The organism is Pseudomonas trivialis, assembly GCF_036864995.1.
GTDB lineage: Bacteria > Pseudomonadota > Gammaproteobacteria > Pseudomonadales > Pseudomonadaceae > Aquipseudomonas > Aquipseudomonas trivialis.
Genome location: NZ_CP142151.1, coordinates 800,086 through 819,924, shown reverse-complemented (window position 1 = coordinate 819,924; position 19,839 = coordinate 800,086). Strand labels below are relative to the sequence as shown.

The following is a 19,839-nucleotide window of genomic DNA, read 5'->3' as shown; positions in this document are numbered from 1 at the left end:
ATGTACTGCCTGACACACCGCCATCGGGAGCAAGCCCCCTCCCACATTTTTTAGATCGCGCCGCGCTGACGCAACAGCTCCAGCACCTGCTTGACGCTGTCTTCCAGCGACACGGCCTGGGTGTCGATCACCAGATCGGCGTTCAACGGCACATCGTACGGGAAGGACTCACCGGGGATGTTATCCCCGCCCGCCGCGTACAAACCTTGCGGATCACGCTCGGCACACACCAGCGGCGAAGCCTGTACATACACGGTCAGCAAGCGGTCACTGCCGATCAGCGCCTTGGCTTGTTCACGGCCTTCGGCATCCGGGGCGACGAACGCGGCCAGGGTCAGCAGGCCGGCTTCGTTGAACTGGCGCGCCACATGGGCAGCGCGACGCCAGTTTTCGGTGCGACCGGCGCGGTCCTGCGGCAGGCCCTTGTTCAGGTCGTGACGCAGGTTCTGGCCATCCAGGACAAACACCGCGCGGCCCATGTCGAACAACTTGCGCTCGACCGCATAGGCCAGCGTGCTCTTGCCGGCGCCGGAGAGGCCGCTGAACAACACGGTGGCCGGCTGCTGGCCGAAGCGCTGGGCGCGTTCTTCAGTGCCCACGTGGGCGAGGCTGCCGTGTTGCGCCGCGCCGCCATGACCGACCGGCGGCGCGATGATCATGCCCGCCGCCACGGTGCCGTTGGTCAAGCGGTCGATAACGATAAACGCGCCGGTGGTGCGGTTGCTGTCGTAACCGTCCAGGGCGATGGCGGCGTCGAGGCTGACCTTGACCCGGCCAATCTCGTTCAACTGCAGGGAACTGGCCGGGCCTTCGGCCAGGGTGTTCACGTCCACACGGTGCACGATGCTGGTGATGGAACCCGGCACATAACTGGTGGCGCGCTTGATGTCGTATTTCTTGCCCGGCAGCATTGGCTCTTCGGCCATCCACACCAGCATGGCGTCGAAGGCGTCGGTCACTTGCGGCACGTTACCGGCGTGCACCAGCAGGTCGCCACGGGAGATGTCGATTTCGTCTTCCATCGTCAGCGTCACGGCCTGACCGGGGCCAGCCTGCTCCAGTTCACCCTCGAAGGTGACGATGGATTTGACGCGGCTGCTTTTGCCGGACGGCAGCACGACGATATCGTCGCCCTTGTGCACGATGCCGCTGGCCAGGGTGCCGGCGAAACCACGGAAGTTCAGGTTCGGACGGTTGACGTACTGCACCGGGAAACGCAGGTCGGTGTAGTTGCGGTCATTGGCAATCTCGACGGTTTCGAGAATCTCCATCAGCGACTGCCCGGTGTACCAGGGCGAACGCTCGCTCTTGTTCACCACGTTGTCGCCCTTGAGCGCCGACATTGGCACGAAAGCCAGGGTGCTGGGCTTGAAGGCGATACCGTCGGCGAACTTCAGGTAATCGGCCTTGATCTGCTCGAATACGCTTTGGTCGAAGCCATTGATGTCCATCTTGTTGACGGCCACCACGATGTGTTTGATGCCCAGCAACGAGGCGATGAAGCTGTGGCGACGGGTCTGGGTCTGCACGCCATAGCGGGCGTCGATCAGGATGATCGCCAGGTCACAGGTGGAGGCACCGGTGGCCATGTTGCGGGTGTATTGCTCATGGCCCGGGGTGTCGGCAATGATGAATTTGCGCTTGGCGGTGGAGAAGTAGCGGTAGGCAACATCGATGGTGATGCCCTGCTCGCGCTCGGCCTGAAGGCCGTCAACCAGCAAGGCCAGGTCGATGTCATCGCCAGTGGTGCCGGACTTCTTCGAATCGCGGGTGATGGCTTCCAGGTGATCTTCGTAGATCATCTTGGAGTCGTGCAGCAGGCGCCCGATCAGGGTGCTCTTGCCGTCGTCGACGTTGCCGCAGGTCAGGAAGCGCAACATCTCTTTGCGCTCGTGCTGGCCCAGGTAGGCGAGGATGTCCTCGCTGATCAAATCAGATTGATGGCTCATTGCGTTCAAGCTCCAAGCTGTAAGCTTCAAGCGGCAAGCTTGTCGGCGTACAGCTAGTCAGAAATTTTGTTGATCAAGCCGCAGAGCATTTTTGAGAGCTCGCGAGTTTCTGTAATCCAGTTTTCAGCCAGCGGGCGGGCGATGTAAGCGATGTCACGACCGATGAGAATCTGAGTCCGTAGCTCTCCACAAGAAGCTTTCGCAATCCAAAGAAAGTGAGCTTTCTCTTTGCTGCCACGACGTTCCATGCCTTCAGCAATATTGGAAGGCACCGAAAGTGCAGACCGGGTGATTTGATCCTTGAAGCCAAAATCCCCGCACTGCGCAAACGCTCTATAGATCCCCACCGCCAAACACTTGCTTCTCTGCCAGACAACCAATTTCTCGAAATCCATTACGAGTCACTCAATAGCGGCTCGCAACAACCGGCTGCAAGCACCAAGCTGCAAAATTACGCGTACCGCCTTTAACTTGCAGCTTGCCGCTTGTAACTCGAAGCTTAAAAGTACCCTTGACGTTTTTTATCTTCCATGGAGCCGGCGCCATCGTGGTCGATGACCCGGCCCTGGCGCTCGGAAGTTCGCGTCAGGAGCATTTCCTGAATGATGTCCGTCAGCGTCTCGGCTTCGGACTCCACCGCGCCCGTCAACGGGTAGCAGCCAAGGGTGCGGAAACGCACTTTCTTTTTGACGATGCGGGCTTTGTCTTCGTCGGACAGGTGCTCGAGGATGCGGTTGTCGTCGATCATGATCAATGTGCCGTTCTTCTCGATCACATCGCGCTCGGCGGCGAAGTACAGCGGCACGATCGGGATGCCTTCCAGATAGATGTACTGCCAGATGTCCAGCTCGGTCCAGTTGGACAGCGGGAACACACGGATCGACTCGCCCTTGTTGACGTTGCCGTTGTAAACGTTCCACAGCTCCGGGCGCTGGTTTTTCGGATCCCAGCGGTGCTTGCTGTCGCGAAACGAGTACACGCGCTCTTTGGCACGGGATTTCTCTTCATCGCGACGGGCGCCGCCGAATGCTGCGTCGAAACCATGCTTGTCCAGGGCCTGCTTGAGGCCCTCGGTCTTCATGATGTCGGTGTGCTTGGCGCTGCCGTGTGTGAAGGGATTGATGCCCTGCGCCACGCCGTCCGGGTTGATGTGGGTGATCAGGTCCAGGCCCAATTCTTCAACCATCTGGTCGCGGAACTTGTACATCTCCTGGAATTTCCAGCGGGTATCGACGTGCATCACCGGAAACGGCAGCTTGCCCGGGAAGAAGGCCTTGCGTGCCAGATGCAGCATCACGGCGGAGTCTTTACCGATCGAGTAGAGCATCACCGGGTTGTCAAACTCGGCGGCGACCTCGCGGATTATATGGATGCTTTCCGCCTCCAGCTGTTTCAGATGCGTCAGTTTGTCGACCATGGTTACTCACGGAAAAACGATCTTATGGACGGCCAGCGGGCCGTGTTCGAGCGAGGCATGCTAGCACAGCAACTTCTTCTATTCAGGAAGCCAGCTAGATCGAAACGGTATATGAATATGCCCCCAGGTTTGGGATTCCTGTGGGAGCTGGCTTGCCTGCGATGGCATCACTGCGGCTTCCTGAATGACTGCGGTGCCTGCATCGCAGGCAAGCCAGCTCTCACATTTTGTCCAGCTGTCGCGCTTAGATGGGATTGGGGCAGTCGATGAACAGATGCTCCAGGGCGAAGCGCCGCGCCAGGTAATCGCCCAGCGCCTGCACGCCGTAGCGTTCGGTGGCGTGATGGCCGGCGGCGATGAAGCTGATGTCGTTTTCCCGCGCGCTGTGGAAGGTTTGCTCGGAGGCTTCGCCGCTCAGGTACAGGTCGACACCTGCGGCAATTGCCTGGTCGATGTAGCCCTGGCCACCCCCGGTGCACCAGCCGATACGGCGGATCATCGGGCTGCCTTCGATCAGCAGCGGCTCGCGGCCCATCACGTCCTGCACGCGACGGGCGAAGTCGCGGGGCGACAACGGCTCGGCCAGGGAGCCGACCAGGCCGACGACCTTTGGGTTGCTCGGGTCCAGCGGGCCTTCGACCGTGATATCCAGCTGCCGCGCCAGTTGCACGTTATTGCCGACATCGGCGTGCAGGTCCAGCGGCAGGTGGTAGGCCAGCAGACTGATGTCGTGATGGAGCAGGGTTTTCAGGCGGCGCTGCTTCATGCCGGTGATGCAGGGGTTTTCGCCCTTCCAGAAGTACCCGTGGTGCACCAGCACCAGGTCGGCGCGCGCTTCGACCGCCGCGTCCAGCAGGGCTTGGCTGGCGGTGACGCCGCTAACGATGCGCATCACTTGCGGACGCCCTTCCACCTGCAGGCCATTGGGGCAGTAATCGGCAATTTTTGCGCTGGCGAGGTAGCGGTCCGCTTCCTCGACGAGGGTAGTAAGGGGGACGGCCATAAAAGACTCCTAAATATCCGGTTCCGAGGCGCTCGCAGCCTCGTATAATGCGCGACATTATGGGCGCTCCCCCGCCCCCTGCAACCTGTCAGGACTTACTTGATGCTCAAGGCACTGCGTTTTTTTGGATGGCCATTGCTGGCTGGCGTGCTGATCGCGACGCTGATCATTCAGCGTTTCCCCCAGTGGGTGGGCCTGCCAAGCCTCGACGTAAACCTGCAGCAGGCGCCGCAAGCCACCACGGTGGTGCAAGGCCCGGTGACGTACGCAGACGCGGTCGTCATTGCCGCCCCGGCGGTGGTCAACCTGTACACCACCAAGGTCATCAATAAACCGGCCCATCCGCTGTTTGAAGACCCGCAATTTCGTCGCTACTTCGGCGACAACGGGCCCAAGAAACGCCGTATGGAATCGAGCCTCGGCTCCGGGGTGATCATGAGCCCCGAAGGCTACATCCTCACCAACAACCACGTGACCACCGGCGCCGACCAGATCGTGGTAGCCCTGCGTGACGGCCGCGAAACCCTGGCGCGCGTAGTGGGCAGCGATCCAGAAACCGACCTCGCGGTGTTGAAAATCGACTTGAAAAACCTCCCCGCAATCACCCTCGGCCGCTCCGACGGCCTGCGTGTGGGCGACGTGGCGCTGGCCATCGGTAACCCGTTCGGCGTGGGCCAGACCGTGACCATGGGCATCATCAGTGCCACTGGGCGTAATCAGTTGGGTCTCAACAGCTACGAAGATTTCATCCAGACCGACGCCGCCATCAACCCCGGCAACTCCGGCGGCGCGCTGGTGGACGCCAATGGCAACCTGACCGGGATCAACACGGCGATTTTCTCCAAGTCCGGCGGCTCCCAGGGCATCGGTTTTGCGATCCCGGTGAAGCTGGCGATGGAAGTGATGAAGTCGATCATCGAGCACGGCCAGGTGATTCGCGGCTGGCTGGGTATCGAAGTGCAGCCGTTGACCAAGGAATTGGCGGAATCGTTCGGCCTCACCGGGCGCCCGGGGATCGTGGTCGCCGGGATTTTCCGCGACGGCCCGGCGCAGAAAGCCGGCCTGCAATTGGGCGACGTGATCCTCAGCATCGACGGCGCACCGGCAGGCGACGGGCGCAAGTCGATGAACCAGGTGGCGCGCATCAAACCGACCGACAAGGTGGCAATCCAGGTAATGCGCAATGGCAAGGAGATCAAGCTGATGGCGGAAGTCGGCCTGCGTCCGCCGCCTGCACCGGTGAAAGAAGAGGAATAAGCCGTTCAGGTGCTCGTTCGCGAGCACCTGTAACTTTATGTTTCATCGCAAAAGCAGCTCGATTGGCATGTTATATTGTTTCAATATAGTCCTTGGAACGCTCTCTCATGTCGTCTCGAAAGTTTGCCCCCCTGGCCGGCCTCGCCCTGGGTTTGCTGCTCGATCCTGCCTACGCCGAAGAAAACACCGTGGAACTGGACACCATCAGCGTCACCGGTGATACCTATGAATCCGCCACCAGCCCGGTCACCGGCTACCGCGCCAGCCGCTCTGCCAGCGCGACAAAAACCGACACAGCCCTGCGCGACATCCCGCAATCGATCAGCGTGATCCCCGCCACTGTGCTCAAGGACCTGGGCAGCACCAGCGTGGAACGCGCGCTGGAATTTGCCGGCGGCGTGTCCAAGCAAAACAACTTCGGCGGCCTGACCCTCTACGAATACAGCGTGCGCGGCTTCACCACCTCGGAGTTCTACCAGGACGGTTTCAGCGCCAACCGCGGCTACCCGAGCACACCGGATGCGGCCAATATCGAACGCATCGAAGTGCTCAAGGGCCCCGCCGCCAGCCTCTATGGGCGTGGCGATCCCGGCGGCACGGTGAACATCGTCACCAAAAAGCCCCAGCCCGAAGCCTTCACCACCCTGCAAACCAGCGCTGGCAGCTGGGACCGCTATCGCACCGCGCTGGACGTCAACACCCCGCTCGACGCCGAAGGCAAGGTGCTGTCACGGGTCAACCTGGCCGTGGAGGACAATCACAGCTTTCGCGATCACGTCGAGAGCAAGCGCGTGTTCGTCGCACCCTCGTTCAGCTGGCAGCTGGACCCGGACACCAGCCTGCTGGTGGAAAGTGAATTCGTGCGCCACAGCTCCACCTTCGACCGTGGCATCGTCGACGCCCCCGGTGTTTCGCGTTCCACCTTCCTCGGCGAGCCCAATGACGGTGATATCGACAACCACAACAACCGTCTCCAGGCCACCCTCGAACACCACCTCAATGACGCCTGGAAACTGCGCCTGGCCAGCCACTACAAACAGGGCAGCCTGTGGGGTGATGCGTCGGAAAACCGTGCACTGAATCCCGACGGCCACACCCTCAACCGTCGTTACCGCGAACGCTCCATGGGTTGGCACGACAGCATCACCCAGCTGGAACTACGCGGCCTGTTCGACATTGGCAGTTGGCAGCATGAAGTGCTGATCGGCACCGAATACGAGGACTACCGCAAGAAGGAGCGCGTGACAGCCATCGGCGGCAGCAATTACGCCATCGACCTCTACAACCCGGTCTACAGCCAGCCCAAGCCCAATGGCCTGCCTTCCGGTACCGACTTTTTCGAACAGACTAAAAGCCACGCGCTGAACCTGCAAGACCAGATCATCTTCACCGACCGCCTGCGCGGCATGGTGGGCGCGCGCGTAGAGCATTTCGAGCAGAGCACCGACGATTTCACCCGCAACGTCACCAGCAAGCAGACTCACGACGCCCTCACCCAGCGCGCCGGCCTGCTGTATCAGCTCACGCCTGAAGTCGGGGTGTTCGCCAACGCATCCACCTCGTTCAAGCCCAACAGCGGGCTGGATGCCGGCGGCAACACGTTCAAGCCGGAAGAAGGCGTGGGTTACGAGGTGGGGATCAAGAGCGAACTGTTCGAAGACCGCCTGAGCGCCACCGTCGCCGCGTTCCATATCGAGAAGGAAAACGTGCTCGCCCTGGACCCGGCCACCAACACCAACCGCGCCATGGGCAAGGCCCGCAGCCAGGGCGTTGACCTGCAACTGAGCGGGCAATTGACCGACGCCGTGCGGGTGATCGGCGCCTACGCCTACATTGATGCCGAAGTGACCAAGGGCGACGCCACCATTCCCGCCGGCAGCCGCATTCTCGGCGTGGCCAGGCACAGCGGCAGTCTGCTGGGGGTGTATGAATTCCAGGATGGCGCGCTGCGCGGATCAGACCTGGGCGCGGCGTTTACCTACGTGGGCGATCGTTCCGGCGAGGCGGGTACCCGCTTTGAATTGCCCGCCTATCACACCGTGGATTTGCTGGCCCACTACAAGGCCACCAAAAACGTGACCGTGGGTTTGAACCTGAACAACCTGTTCGATGAGAAGTATTACGAGCGGTCCTACAGCACTTACTGGGTGAATCCGGGCGAGCCGCGCAACCTCACGGTCAGCCTGACCCTCAACCTGTAAACACGGACAAAAAATGTGGGAGGCTCCGCCAAGTCTTCGACTTAGCGCTGTCGCGCAGCAAACTGGGGCCTCTGTGGCTGCCTGAAACTTCAGGTTTTAAAATCAATAAGTTATTTTGTATTTGATAAGAGGGAGCAAGCCCCCTCCCACATTTGGAGCTGTACCCGTTTCGATTACAGTGGCACAGGCGCGCGCTCGCAGAGCGTGTTGAGCGCCGCCGCCCATTGCGGGTCATCGTTCAGACACGGCACCAGCACCAATTCCTCGCCCCCCGCTTCGCAAAACTGCTCGCGCCCGCGATCGCCGATCTCTTCCAGCGTCTCGATGCAGTCGGCCACAAATGCCGGGCACATCACCAGCAGCTTTTTCACACCCTGCTGCGCCAGTGCTTCAAGGCGCGCCTCGGTGTAGGGCTCGATCCACTTGGCGCGGCCCAGGCGCGACTGGAACGCCACCGACCACTTGCCGTCCGGCAACCCCAGCCGCTCGGCAAAATGACGCGCAACGCTGAAGCATTGCGCGCGATAACAGGTGGCGAGCACCGCAGGCGAAGCATTCCTGCAGCAATCGGCGTCCTTGAAGCAATGCTGGCCAGTGGGATCGAGTTTGGTCAAATGGCGCTCGGGCAGCCCGTGAAAACTGAGCAACAGGTGATCGTAATCCTGCTCCACATACGCCCGCGCGCTCTGCGCCAGGGCGTCGAGGTATTCCGGCTGATCGTAGAACGGCTGCAGGACCGAGAGTTGCACCTTCAGCTTCTTCTCACGTATCACCCGCCAGGCTTCTTCAATCACCGTGGTGACCGTGCTGTCGGCAAACTGCGGGTACAACGGCGCCAGCGTTACCTTTTGGATGCCCTGGGCGGCCAGGCGCGTCAATGTGGTTTCAAGAGACGGCTCACCGTAGCGCATCGCCAGTTCGACCGGGCCCTGGGTCCATTGCCGGGTCATCTGCTCTTGCAGGCGACGGCTGAGCACCACCAGGGGCGAGCCCTCGTCCCACCAGATGGAGGCGTAGGCATGCGCCGACTGCTCGGGGCGCTTGATCAGGATCAGCGACACCAGCAGGCGCCGCACCGGCCACGGCAGGTCGATCACATAAGGGTCCATCAAAAACTGGTTGAGGTAGCTGCGCACATCGGCCACCGAAGTGGACGCGGGAGAACCCAGGTTGACCAGTAACAACGCGTGATCCGTCATGCAACTTCCTATGGCTTAAAGGCGGCTGGACAGATCGTCCAGGGCCGCATGCAACTGCGTGAACTGAAATGTGAAACCGGCGGCCAGCAGCCGTTCAGGCACGGCCTTCTGCCCGCCCAGCAGCAATCCCGACAACTCGCCCAACCCCACCTTCAGCGCAAACGCCGGCATCGGCATGAAAGCCGGGCGATGCAGCACCTGGCCCAGTGTCCTGGCGAACTCGCGGTTGCGCACCGGGTGTGGCGCGCAGGCATTATAAGGACCGCTGGCGTCTTCCTTGTGCAGAAGAAAATCAATCAGGGCGATTTGGTCCTTGATGTGCACCCACGGCATCCACTGCCGCCCATTGCCGATAGGCCCGCCCAGCGCCAGTTTGAACGGCAGCAGCAGGCGCGACAAAAAGCCGCCCTCGGCCGCCAGCACCAGGCCAGTGCGCACCAGCACCACGCGCACCCCGAGGGCTTCGGCGCGCTGGGCGGTTTCTTCCCAGGCGATGCACAACTGGCTGGGGAAATCGTCCTGCACCGGGCCACTGGCTTCGGTCAATTCACGCTCGCCGCCGTCGCCGTACCAGCCCACCGCCGAACCGGAAATCAACACCGCCGGTTTCTGCGCCAGGCCTTCGATCCACGCCAGCAGGCTTTCGGTGAGGCTGATGCGACTGCTCCACAGCAACGCCTTGCGCTTGTGCGTCCACGGACGGTCGGCGATCGGCGCGCCGGCAAGGTTGACCACCGCGTCCACCTCGCCGATCACGTCCTGCAAACGGCCAACGCCCAATACCTGGGCGCCACACAGCCTGGCCACCGTTTCCGGCTGGCGGCTCAAGACAGTCAGGCGATGGCCCTGGGCAAGCCAGTGGCGACACAATTGGCGGCCGATCAAACCTGTACCGCCGGTCAGCAAAATATGCATGGGATCTTCCTCATGTAACGTTCGCCGCCCGTCACTGGTCTATTTTATTAAATAGGGACAATGTTGAATTCGGACGTAACGTTGGTTAAGTCACCGACGTTAACCATAGGTCACGCCACACAATCAGGCACGCCAAAACTTATACCAAAAAACGAGATTGTACAGCTATTGGTGTCGGCGTAGGCTGTACCCAACGGTAAAACGAGGCCTCCCATGAGTGTTCCCATCGCAATCATCGGCACCGGCATCGCCGGCTTGTCCGCTGCCCGAGCGTTACGAGACGCGGGGCAGGTCGTACACCTTTTCGATAAAAGCCGCGGCAGCGGCGGCCGCATGTCCAGCAAGCGCAGCGATGCCGGGGCGCTGGACATGGGCGCGCAATACTTCACCGCCCGCGACCGCCGCTTCGTCAACGAAGTACAGCGCTGGCAGAGCAACGGCTGGGCCGAGCAGTGGAAGCCGCAGTTGTACAACTCCAAGGCCGGCCAGCTCACGCCCTCCCCCGACGAGCAGATCCGCTGGGTCGGCACACCGCGCATGAGCGCCATCACCCGTGCACTGCTCGACGACCTGCCGGTGACATTCGGTTGCCGCATCACCGACGTATTCCAGGGCGAACAACACTGGAACCTGCTGGACGCCGACGGCGGCAACCATGGCCCGTTCAGCCACGTCATCATTGCCACGCCTGCTCCGCAGGCCACTGCGCTGCTGGCGGCCGCGCCCAAGCTGGCGAGTGCCGCCGCCGGCGTGAAAATGGACCCGACCTGGGCCATCGCCCTGGCCTTCGACAAACCTCTGGATACGCCGATGCAAGGCTGCTTTGTGCAAGACAGCCCGCTGGACTGGCTCGCGCGCAACCGCAGCAAGCCTGGGCGTGACGCCACACTCGATACCTGGGTGCTGCACGCCACCAGCGTCTGGAGCAAAGCGCATCTGGACCTGTCCAGAGAAGCCGTGATCGAACACCTGCACGGCGCCTTTGCCGAGTTGCTGCACTGCGCCATGCCGGCGCCGTCGTTCAGCCTGGCTCACCGCTGGCTCTATGCCCGCCCGTCCGCCAGCCACGAGTTCGGCGTGCTGGCCGACGCCGACCTGGGCCTGTTCGTGTGCGGTGACTGGTGCCTGTCCGGCCGTGTCGAAGGCGCATGGCTCAGCGGCCAGGAAGCGGCGCGACGCCTGATCGAGCATCTGCAATGAACCGCATCAATCCGGCCAAGCTGTTGCTGTCGAAATGGACCGCGACCGCGCCGAAGAACAAGGAAAAGCATTTCCTCGTCACCGAGCTGTTTCGTGACGAGGAAAACACCGTACTGGAAATCGAACTTCAGGCGGTGATGACCCGGCGCACCCAACGCTTTGCTTGGCAGACCCTGCAGGACGCCGACCACTGGAGCATGGGCTGGAAGTAACCACACCGTACAAACTTGTACAAAATATTTGACTTGTACAGCATCAAACCTATGATGAGATTAGTTGTACAGAGCCTTAAGCCTGTACAGGATTTTTTCGTCGAGGTTTGCCATGCCCAGCACCGCAAAACCCAGGATTGGCATCAGCGCCTGCTTGCTGGGCGAGAACGTGCGCTTCAATGGCGGACACAAACAATCCCAGCTGTGCAGCGAGACGCTCGCCGATTACTTTGACTTCGTGCCGCTGTGCCCTGAAGTCGCCATCGGCCTGGGTATCCCGCGTGAAACCATCCGCCTGGTCGGCGACGCCGCCAACCCGCAGGCGGTGGGCACCGTGCACCGCGAGCTGAACGTCACCCAGCCCCTCGACGAATACGGCCAACAGATGGCCCGTGAACACACTGACCTGTGCGGTTACATCTTCATGCAGAAGTCGCCGTCCTGTGGCCTGGAACGGGTCAAGGTGTACCGCGACAACGGCGCCCCGGTCGACGGCGGCGGGCGTGGCATCTACGCCCAGGCATTCTGTACGCGCCACCCCAACCTGCCAGTGGAAGAAGACGGTCGGCTGAACGACCCGGTGCTGCGGGAAAATTTCCTCACCCGTGTGTTCGTCTACGCCAGCTGGCAACAACTGCTGGCCGAGGGCCTGACCCGCCACCGCCTGCTGTCCTTCCATGCGCGCTACAAATATTTGCTGATGGCCCATAGCCCCGTGCATTACAAAAGCCTGGGCAACCTCCTGGGCAGCATGAACAAGAGCGATGACCTCTCGGAGTTGGCCGACTGTTATTTCAGCGACCTGATGACCGGCCTGAAAAAATGCGCCACCCGTGGCACCCACACCAACGTGCTGCAGCACATCAGTGGCTACCTCAAGCAGGCCATCAGCAGCGACGACAAGCAGGAAATGCAGACCGTCATCGACCAATACCGCCACGGCATCGTGCCGCTGGTGGTGCCGCTGACCTTGCTCAAGCACCACTTTCGCCAACACCCGGATCGCTACATCGCGCAGCAGGCCTACCTGCAACCGCACCCGGAAAACCTAAGCCTGCGAAATGCGATCTAAGCCATGAAAGCTGCCCTGCTAGACGAATCCGACGACATCGCCCAAGCCCTCGAAGACGGCTGGCTGCCGATTCGCGAAGTGGCGCGCCAGACCGGCGTCAACGCGGTCACACTGCGCGCCTGGGAGCGCCGCTACGGCCTGATCGTGCCGCAGCGCACACCCAAGGGCCACCGGCTGTTCAGCGACGTACATGTGCAACGCATCCACACCATCCTCACGTGGCTCAATCGAGGCGTGCCGGTCAGCCAGGTGAAAAACCTGATCGACTCGGCTCAAGCCGGCCCTGAAGCCGTGGAAAACGAATGGCACGCGCTGCACCAGAACCTGCTGACCGCCATCAGCGAACTGGCCGAGCGCCGGGTCGACGACGCCTTCAACCAGGCCATGGCGCTGTACCCGCCGCGCACGCTCTGCGCGCAATTACTGTTGCCGCTGCTGCAGGCGCTGGAGCAACGCTGGCAGGGCCAGTTCGGCGCGCAGATGGAGCGGGTATTTTTTCTGTCCTGGCTGCGCAGCAAGTTCGGTGCACGCATCTACCACACCAATCGCCAGTTGCAGGGCGAGCCACTGCTGCTGATCAATCACTCGGACCTGCACCTGGAGCCGCACCTGTGGCTGAGCGCGTGGCTGACCAGCAGCGCCGACTGCCCGGTGGAAGTGTTCGACTGGCCGCTGCCTGCCGGCGAACTGGCCCTTGCGGTAGAACACCTGCAACCGCGCGCGGTGCTGCTGTATTCGAGCAAGGCCCTGAATGTGCCGGCGTTGACCAAACTATTGGGCGGCGTCAGTTGCCCGATTTTGCTCGCCGGACCAACGGTGTGCATCCACCACGCCGAACTGGCCGTACTAACCCAGGACATCCCTGACCTGTTCGTCGCCGAAGACCCCTTGGCGGCCCATCAGATACTGATTGAGCGTGGAATTGTCTAAATGCATTTGATCTGGCTGCGCACCGACCTGCGCCTGCACGACAACACCGCCCTGGCCGCCGCGAGCCAGCGCGGCCCGATGGCCGCCGTGTACCTGATCACGCCCGAGCAATGGCTGGCCCACGACGATGCCGCATGCAAGGTCGACTTCTGGCTGCGCAACCTGCAGCACCTGCGCGAGGCGCTGGGCACACTCAACATTCCTCTGCTGATACGCACCGCACCGACCTGGGACCAGGCACCCGCCGTGTTGAGCACGCTGTGCCAGGAGTTGTCGGTGGAGTCTGTGCACGTCAACGAGGAATACGGCATCCACGAAAGCCGTCGCGACCAGGCCGTGGCCCAGGCGCTGGAAGCCTGCGGCGTGACGTTCCACCGCTACCTTGACCAACTGTTTTTCCAACCCGGCAGCGTGCTGACCAAGACCGGCACCTACTTCCAGGTCTTCAGCCAGTTTCGCAAGGTGTGCTACAGCCGACTGCACAGCGCCCTACCGCGCCTGGTGGCGACGCCGAAAGCGCAGCAAAAACTGCCGTTCGCCAGCGACTCGATTGCGCACAGCGTGCCCGGCTTCGAAACGCCCAGCGACAGCCTGCGCGCACTCTGGCCGGCCGGCGAAGACGAAGCCCGACGCCGCCTCGACACCTTCGCCGACCAGCAGATCGGCTATTACAAGGACGAGCGCGACTACCCGGCCAAACCGGGCACCAGCCAGCTCTCCGCCTACCTCGCCGCCGGCGTGGTGTCACCGCGTCAGTGCCTGCACGCGGCGTTGCAGAGCAACAGCGGCGAGTTCGAAACGGGCAACGTTGGCGCCGTCACCTGGATCAACGAATTGCTGTGGCGTGAGTTCTACAAACATATTCTGGTCGGCTACCCACGGGTGTCGCGCCACCGCGCGTTCCGGCCCGAGACCGAAGCCGTCGCCTGGCGCCACGCGCCCGAAGACCTGGCGGCGTGGCAGGAAGCGCGCACCGGCCTGCCGATCATCGACGCGGCCATGCGTCAGTTGCTGGAGACCGGCTGGATGCACAACCGCCTGCGCATGGTGGTGGCGATGTTTCTGACCAAGAATCTGCTGATCGACTGGCGCGAGGGCGAGCGTTTTTTCATGCGCCACTTGATCGACGGCGACCTGGCTGCCAACAACGGCGGCTGGCAGTGGAGTTCTTCCACCGGCACCGACTCGGCGCCATATTTCCGCATTTTCAGCCCGCTGAGCCAGTCGGAAAAATTCGACGGCGAGGGCGTGTTCATCAAGCACTGGCTGCCGCAACTGGCGGCGCTGAACAAAAAGGACGTGCACAACCCCGAGGCCGCCGGCGGGCTGTTCGGCGTGGCGGACTACCCACGCTCGATCGTCGACCTGAAAAAATCCCGCGAGCGCGCCCTTGCCGCCTTCCGCAGCCTGCCGTCCCGTCAAGCGGTGGCCGAGCATGAGTGACTTTCTGCGCCGCTTCGCCCAGGCCTTTGCCACGCTGGACAAGCACAACCTGCACCTGCTCGACAGCCTGTACAGCCAGGACATCGCCTTCGCCGACCCGCTGCATCAAGTGCATGGCCTGCCTGAACTGCGCCGCTACTTCAGCGAGCTGTACAGCCAGATCAGCCAGTTGCGTTTCGACTATCAGGGGTTCGATGAGGTGGCCGAAGGCGAAGGCTACCTGCGCTGGAAAATGAGTTTTTGCCACCCGCGCCTCAACGGCGGCAAGGTGATCCGAGTGGAAGGCTGCTCGCACCTGATGTGGCGCGACAACAAGGTGTACCGCCATCGCGACTATTTCGATGCCGGCGCCATGCTCTATGAACACCTGCCGGTATTCGGCCGAGTCATAAGCTGGCTGAAAAGGAGAATCGCATGAGCCTGACCTCGCCCCGCCGTTACTGGTTGACCGGCGCCAGCAGTGGCATCGGTGCCGCCCTGGCCCTGGAGTTGCTCGACAGCGGCGCCCACGTAGCTCTCAGCTCGCGCTCCCAAGACCCGCTGGACGCGCTTGCCCGACGCTACCCCGGCCAGGTGCTGGTGGTGGCCGGCGACCTGACCAACAGCCAGACCGTGCGCGAAATCGGCGAGCGGATCGGCGAAGCCTGGGGCGCGCTGGACACCGTGATCCTCAATGCCGGCACCTGCGAATACGTGGATGCGCGCCAGTTTGATTCGTCCATTGTCGAACACGTGGTACGCACCAACCTGTTGGCCAGCAGCTACTGCATCGAAGCCGCCCTGCCGCTGCTGCGCGCCGGGCGCACGCCGCACCTGGTGGGCGTGGCCAGCGCCGTGACCTACCTGCCGATGCCACGGGCCGAAGCCTATGGCGCGTCCAAGGCCGGTTTGCGTTACCTGTTCGAATCCCTGCGCATCAGCCTGTCACCGGAGAATATCGACGTCACCGTGATCAGCCCGGGCTTTGTCGATACACCGCTGACCGAACGCAATGATTTCCCGATGCCCTTGAGCTGGCCGGCCGACAAAGCCGCACGGCACATCTTCGCCAAGCTGGACAAACGCCCGCTGGAGATCGCTTTCCCGGCCATGTTCATCGCCGCCCTGTGGCCGCTGTCGAAACTGCCGAACCGCGCGCAACTGATCATCGGCAAGCGCATGCTGCGCAGCCCGCCGCCGCAGAAGGACGACCTGTGAAGATCGCCATCATCGGCAGCGGCATCGCCGGCCTGACCAGCGCCTACCTGCTCAGCCGTCGCCACGACATCAGCGTCTTCGAAGCCAACGCCTGCATCGGCGGGCATACCCATACCGCCCATGTGACGGTCGACGGAAAGCCTTATGCGGTGGACACCGGTTTTATCGTGTTCAACGATTGGACCTACCCCAATTTCATCCGGTTGCTGGGGCAGATCGGGGTGACGTTCAAACCCACCGAGATGAGTTTTTCGGTGAACGACCAGCGCAGCGGTTTCGAATACAACGGCAATAATCTCAACAGCCTGTTCGCCCAGCGCCGCAATATTCTCTCGCCAGGGTTCTGGGGCATGTTGCGCGACATTCTGCGGTTCAACCGCCAGGCGCCGCTGGACCTTGAACAGCAACGCATCAGCGCCGACATGACCCTGGGCGACTACCTGGCAGCCGGCGGCTACGGCCCGCGATTCATCAAGCATTACATCGTGCCGATGGGCGCGGCGATCTGGTCGATGTCACTGGCGGACATGCTCGGTTTTCCGTTGCAGTTCTTTGTACGTTTCTTCAAGAACCACGGCCTGCTGTCGGTGAACAATCGCCCGCAGTGGTGCGTGATTGAAGGGGGCTCCAGCGCCTATATCGAACCATTGACCCGCAGCTTTCGCGAAAAAATCCGTCTCGACTGCCCTGTGCACAAGGTCGAGCGCAGCACCGACGGCGTGATGATCCACAGCGCCGCCGGCAGCGAGACATTCGACCGCGTGGTGTTCGCTTGCCACAGCGACCAGGCCCTGGCGCTGCTGGCCGACCCGAGCGAGGCCGAGCAGGCCATCCTCGGCGCCCTGCCCTACGCCGACAACGACGTGGTGCTGCACACCGACACTCGCCTGTTGCCCGCGCGCAAACTGGCCTGGGCCAGCTGGAATTACCGCCTTACCGGCAGCGCCGACACCCAGGCTGCCGTCACCTACGACATGAACATCCTGCAAGGCATCGACAGCGCCACCACGTTTTGCGTCAGCCTCAATCAGACGCCAATGATCGATCCGCTTAAAATTCTTGCGCGCTTCACCTACGCCCATCCGCAATACAGCCTGGCGGCGGTGGCTGCGCAGGAGCGCTGGGAAGAGTTGAACGGCGCGCACAACTCCTTCTACTGCGGCGCCTACTGGGCCAACGGCTTTCATGAGGACGGTGTGGTCAGCGCACTGCGCGTGGCCCAGGCCTTCGGGGAAACCCTGTGAACAGCGCCCTGTACAGCGGCTGGATCGCCCATCGCCGGTTTGCGCCCAGGGCCCACGCCTTTCGCTACCGCATCGGCCTGCTGTACCTGGATTTAAGCGAACAGGACCAGATGCTCGCGCTCTCGCCCCTGGCCGGCACCCATCGCCTGGCGCCGTTCGGCTTTCGCCAGCAGGACTACCTGCGCACCTTGACCCGCCACGGCATGAGCCTCACCGATGCCGTGCGCCTTGAGGTGAGCAAGGCGTTGGGACGCACGCCCCAGGGCGCGATCTGCCTGCTGACCCAGGCCCGCAGCTGGGGCCTGGCCTTCAACCCGGTGAGTTTTTTCTACTGCTACGAGGCAAGCGGCGAACTGGCCGCGATTTTGTGTGAAGTCACCAACACCCCGTGGCGCGAGCGCTATCACTACGTGTTGCCAGCCCTGGCCCTTGGCGCAGGCGAACATCAGCACTTCGCCGTGGCCAAGGCGTTCCATGTGTCGCCGTTTTTGCCGCCCGACCTCGAATACCGCATGAGCTTCAGCCCGCCCGCCGAACGGCTGGGCGTGCACATGGCCGACTGGCAAGGCGAACTCAAAATCTTTGACGCCACCTTGAGCCTGCAAAAAGAGCCGCTCACCCGCGCCAGCCTGCACCGTTACCTGCGGCGCTTCCCGTGGATGACCGCCAAGACCTGCCTGGCCATTTATTGGCAGGCCGTGCGCCTGCTGCTCAAACGCACACCGATTTTCCCCCACCGAGCCGCCGATGGCGCCTCTCGCACTGCAGTTGGGTATACCAAGGATCGCCGCCATGAAATCCCCTAATGTATCGGTCAAGGCCAACCGCCTGAACGTCAACGGCATGACCAGTGCGCTGCTGCGCAAGGGTGTGCTGCGTCAGCTCAGCCAATTGCGCCACGGCCAGTTGGTGCTGATCGAGGACGGCGAGCGCCATGTGTTCGGCGCCCGGGAAGCGCATCTGCTGGGAGAAATCCATGTGCTTGACGCGGCCGTGTGGGGCCTGGTGGCGGCCAACGGTTCGATCGGTGCGGGTGAGGCATTTATCCACGGTTACTGGACCAGCCCCGACCTCACCGCCGTGGTGCGCGTGATGGTCAGCAACCTGGACGTGCTCGACGCGATGGAAGGCGGCCTGGCGCGCCTGGCACGGCCTTTCACCCAGGGCCTGCACTGGCTCAACCGCAATACACGCAAGGGCTCGCAGAAAAACATCGCCGCGCATTACGACCTGGGCAACGACCTGTTCGAGGAATTCCTCGACCCGACCATGATGTACTCGGCGGCGCAGTTTCTTAAGGCCGACGACACCCTGGAACAGGCGCAACTGAACAAGCTGGAACGCATCTGCCAGAAACTGTCGCTCAAGCCCGGCGACCACCTGCTGGAAATCGGCACCGGCTGGGGCAGCATGGCGCTGTATGCAGCGCAGCATTACGGCTGCAAGGTCACCACCACCACCTTGTCCAAAGAGCAGTTCGCCTATACCGAACGGCGCATTGCCGCCCTGGGTTTGCAGGACCAGGTGACGCTGCTGCTGAGCGACTACCGCGACCTCACCGGTCAGTACGACAAGCTGGTATCCATCGAGATGATCGAGGCGGTGGGCCACCGCTTCCTGCCGACCTATTTCAAGCAATGCGCGCACCTGCTCAAGCCCGACGGGCTAATGCTGCTGCAGGCCATCACCATTCGCGAGCAACGCTTCGAGCAGGCCAGAAACAGCGTCGATTTCATCCAGCGCTACATCTTTCCCGGTGGGGCGCTGCCCAGCGTGCAGAACATGTTGCACATCGTCAGCCGCGACACCGACATGAACCTGCTGCACATGGAGGATTTCGGCCTGCACTACGCGCGAACCCTGCGCCTGTGGCACGAGAACTTTCGCCGCGCCCATGGCCGTCTTGCAGAATTGGGCTACGACGAATACTTCCTGCGCCTGTGGGAATTTTATCTGTGCTACTGCGAAGGCGGTTTCATGGAGCGCACCATTGGCACCGCGCAGTTGCTGTTGGCCAAGCCGGCGGCGATCAACCCGCCATTGCTCGGGCGCTTCGATGCTTAAATCGCTGGCCAACGCGGCGCTGTTCCAGTGTGGCTGGTTCGCCTGCGTGATGGGCGGCGATAGCCTGTGGTTGCTGGTGGGGCTGGCGGTACTGGCCATTCACCTGCTGTGGATCAGTTCGTCGGCCGAGGATGGTGTGCTGATCATCAGCGTCACGCTGATGGGCACGCTGCTGGACACGGCTTTACGTGCCCTCGGAGTGTTCCACTTCAACGAGCCGGGCCCACTGATTCCGTTCTGGCTGATGTTGCTGTGGGCATTGCTGGCAACCACGCTGCACCATTGCCTGGCCTGGAGCGCGCGGCCATGGTGGCGCGCAGCAATACTGGGGGCAGTGGGCGGCCCGGCGTCCTACTACGCGGGGAGTCAGTTGGCCGGCGTGCAGTTCGGTTACGCCACAGGCCCGACGATGGCCGGGTTGGCAGTGCTGTGGGCGTTTGTGTTCACGCTGCTGACCGCAGCAGCCGCCAGCGACAAGTTTCAAGCGGCAAGCAAAAGATGAAGCCGGTCGGCTTCTACTTGCAGCTTGCCGCTTA

Annotated in this window: 19 protein-coding genes; 13 read left to right on the top strand and 6 right to left on the bottom strand. The window is 62.2% G+C overall.

What is annotated here, in order from left to right:
* Positions 1-50 precede the first annotated feature (50 nt).
* The 4 genes from cysN to VRB54_RS03445 all read right to left on the bottom strand — a co-directional run bounded on the left by cysN (position 51) and on the right by VRB54_RS03445 (position 4,369).
* Positions 51-1,949 (bottom strand): sulfate adenylyltransferase subunit CysN, encoded by a 1,899-nt coding sequence (gene cysN / locus VRB54_RS03460; protein ID WP_338479547.1) that lies wholly within the window; start codon positions 1,947-1,949, stop codon positions 51-53.
* A 53-nt stretch (positions 1,950-2,002) separates the two neighbouring features.
* Complete coding sequence (locus VRB54_RS03455; RefSeq protein ID WP_338479546.1) at positions 2,003-2,344, bottom strand: four helix bundle protein; 342 nt, start codon at positions 2,342-2,344, stop codon at positions 2,003-2,005.
* 104 nt (positions 2,345-2,448) lie between these two features.
* A complete protein-coding gene (cysD, locus tag VRB54_RS03450; protein WP_338479545.1) occupies positions 2,449-3,366 on the bottom strand; it encodes a sulfate adenylyltransferase subunit CysD in 918 nt (305 codons plus the stop codon).
* A gap of 244 nt (positions 3,367-3,610) precedes the next feature.
* A complete protein-coding gene (locus VRB54_RS03445; RefSeq protein WP_338479544.1) occupies positions 3,611-4,369 on the bottom strand; it encodes a Nif3-like dinuclear metal center hexameric protein in 759 nt (252 codons plus the stop codon).
* 102 nt (positions 4,370-4,471) lie between these two features.
* On the opposite strand from VRB54_RS03445, the gene algW reads away from it, so the two are divergent.
* Positions 4,472-5,626: a Do family serine endopeptidase AlgW gene (gene algW, locus VRB54_RS03440; RefSeq protein WP_209988388.1), complete on the top strand. Its 1,155-nt coding sequence runs from the start codon at positions 4,472-4,474 to the stop codon at positions 5,624-5,626.
* A 107-nt stretch (positions 5,627-5,733) separates the two neighbouring features.
* On the top strand, positions 5,734-7,827 hold the full coding sequence (locus tag VRB54_RS03435) for a TonB-dependent siderophore receptor (protein WP_338479543.1): 2,094 nt from the start codon (positions 5,734-5,736) through the stop codon (positions 7,825-7,827).
* Positions 7,828-8,000: 173 nt separating this feature from the next.
* Here VRB54_RS03435 and hemH read toward each other — a convergent pair whose 3' ends face one another.
* Entirely contained in the window at positions 8,001-9,026 is a 1,026-nt protein-coding gene (gene hemH, locus VRB54_RS03430) for a ferrochelatase (RefSeq protein WP_338479542.1), read from the bottom strand.
* A gap of 15 nt (positions 9,027-9,041) precedes the next feature.
* Positions 9,042-9,941, bottom strand: a complete 900-nt coding sequence (locus VRB54_RS03425) for a TIGR01777 family oxidoreductase (RefSeq protein ID WP_338479541.1) — start codon at positions 9,939-9,941, stop codon at positions 9,042-9,044.
* 213 nt (positions 9,942-10,154) lie between these two features.
* On the opposite strand from VRB54_RS03425, the gene VRB54_RS03420 reads away from it, so the two are divergent.
* The 11 genes from VRB54_RS03420 (at position 10,155) to VRB54_RS03370 (ending at position 19,805) form a co-directional block, all read left to right on the top strand.
* Positions 10,155-11,141: an NAD(P)/FAD-dependent oxidoreductase gene (locus VRB54_RS03420; RefSeq protein WP_338479540.1), complete on the top strand. Its 987-nt coding sequence runs from the start codon at positions 10,155-10,157 to the stop codon at positions 11,139-11,141.
* Positions 11,138-11,353: a TIGR02450 family Trp-rich protein gene (locus VRB54_RS03415; RefSeq protein ID WP_338479539.1), complete on the top strand. Its 216-nt coding sequence runs from the start codon at positions 11,138-11,140 to the stop codon at positions 11,351-11,353. The genes VRB54_RS03420 and VRB54_RS03415 overlap by 4 nt, the downstream gene beginning before the upstream one ends.
* A 112-nt stretch (positions 11,354-11,465) precedes the next feature.
* Positions 11,466-12,425, top strand: coding sequence for a DUF523 and DUF1722 domain-containing protein (locus tag VRB54_RS03410; protein WP_338479538.1), 960 nt, complete (start codon positions 11,466-11,468; stop codon positions 12,423-12,425).
* A 3-nt stretch (positions 12,426-12,428) separates the two neighbouring features.
* Positions 12,429-13,355 carry a MerR family transcriptional regulator gene (locus tag VRB54_RS03405; RefSeq protein ID WP_338479537.1) on the top strand — a complete coding sequence of 309 codons (927 nt, stop codon included), beginning with the start codon at positions 12,429-12,431 and terminating at the stop codon, positions 13,353-13,355.
* Positions 13,356-14,798 carry a deoxyribodipyrimidine photo-lyase gene (gene phrB, locus VRB54_RS03400; RefSeq protein ID WP_338479536.1) on the top strand — a complete coding sequence of 481 codons (1,443 nt, stop codon included), beginning with the start codon at positions 13,356-13,358 and terminating at the stop codon, positions 14,796-14,798.
* On the top strand, positions 14,791-15,216 hold the full coding sequence (locus VRB54_RS03395; RefSeq protein ID WP_057006993.1) for a nuclear transport factor 2 family protein: 426 nt from the start codon (positions 14,791-14,793) through the stop codon (positions 15,214-15,216). The genes phrB and VRB54_RS03395 overlap by 8 nt, the downstream gene beginning before the upstream one ends.
* Positions 15,213-15,995, top strand: coding sequence for an SDR family NAD(P)-dependent oxidoreductase (locus VRB54_RS03390; protein WP_338479535.1), 783 nt, complete (start codon positions 15,213-15,215; stop codon positions 15,993-15,995). The genes VRB54_RS03395 and VRB54_RS03390 overlap by 4 nt, the downstream gene beginning before the upstream one ends.
* Positions 15,992-17,239, top strand: coding sequence for an NAD(P)/FAD-dependent oxidoreductase (locus tag VRB54_RS03385; RefSeq protein WP_338479534.1), 1,248 nt, complete (start codon positions 15,992-15,994; stop codon positions 17,237-17,239). Before VRB54_RS03390 ends, VRB54_RS03385 begins: the two co-directional genes overlap by 4 nt.
* A complete protein-coding gene (locus tag VRB54_RS03380) occupies positions 17,236-18,045 on the top strand; it encodes a DUF1365 domain-containing protein (RefSeq protein ID WP_338479533.1) in 810 nt (269 codons plus the stop codon). The genes VRB54_RS03385 and VRB54_RS03380 overlap by 4 nt, the downstream gene beginning before the upstream one ends.
* The gene (locus tag VRB54_RS03375) at positions 18,032-19,303 is read left to right on the top strand and encodes a cyclopropane-fatty-acyl-phospholipid synthase family protein (RefSeq protein ID WP_338479532.1); all 1,272 of its coding nucleotides are present in this window, start codon (positions 18,032-18,034) and stop codon (positions 19,301-19,303) included. Before VRB54_RS03380 ends, VRB54_RS03375 begins: the two co-directional genes overlap by 14 nt.
* A complete protein-coding gene (locus VRB54_RS03370; RefSeq protein ID WP_338479531.1) occupies positions 19,296-19,805 on the top strand; it encodes a DUF2878 domain-containing protein in 510 nt (169 codons plus the stop codon). Before VRB54_RS03375 ends, VRB54_RS03370 begins: the two co-directional genes overlap by 8 nt.
* Positions 19,806-19,839 lie beyond the last annotated feature (34 nt).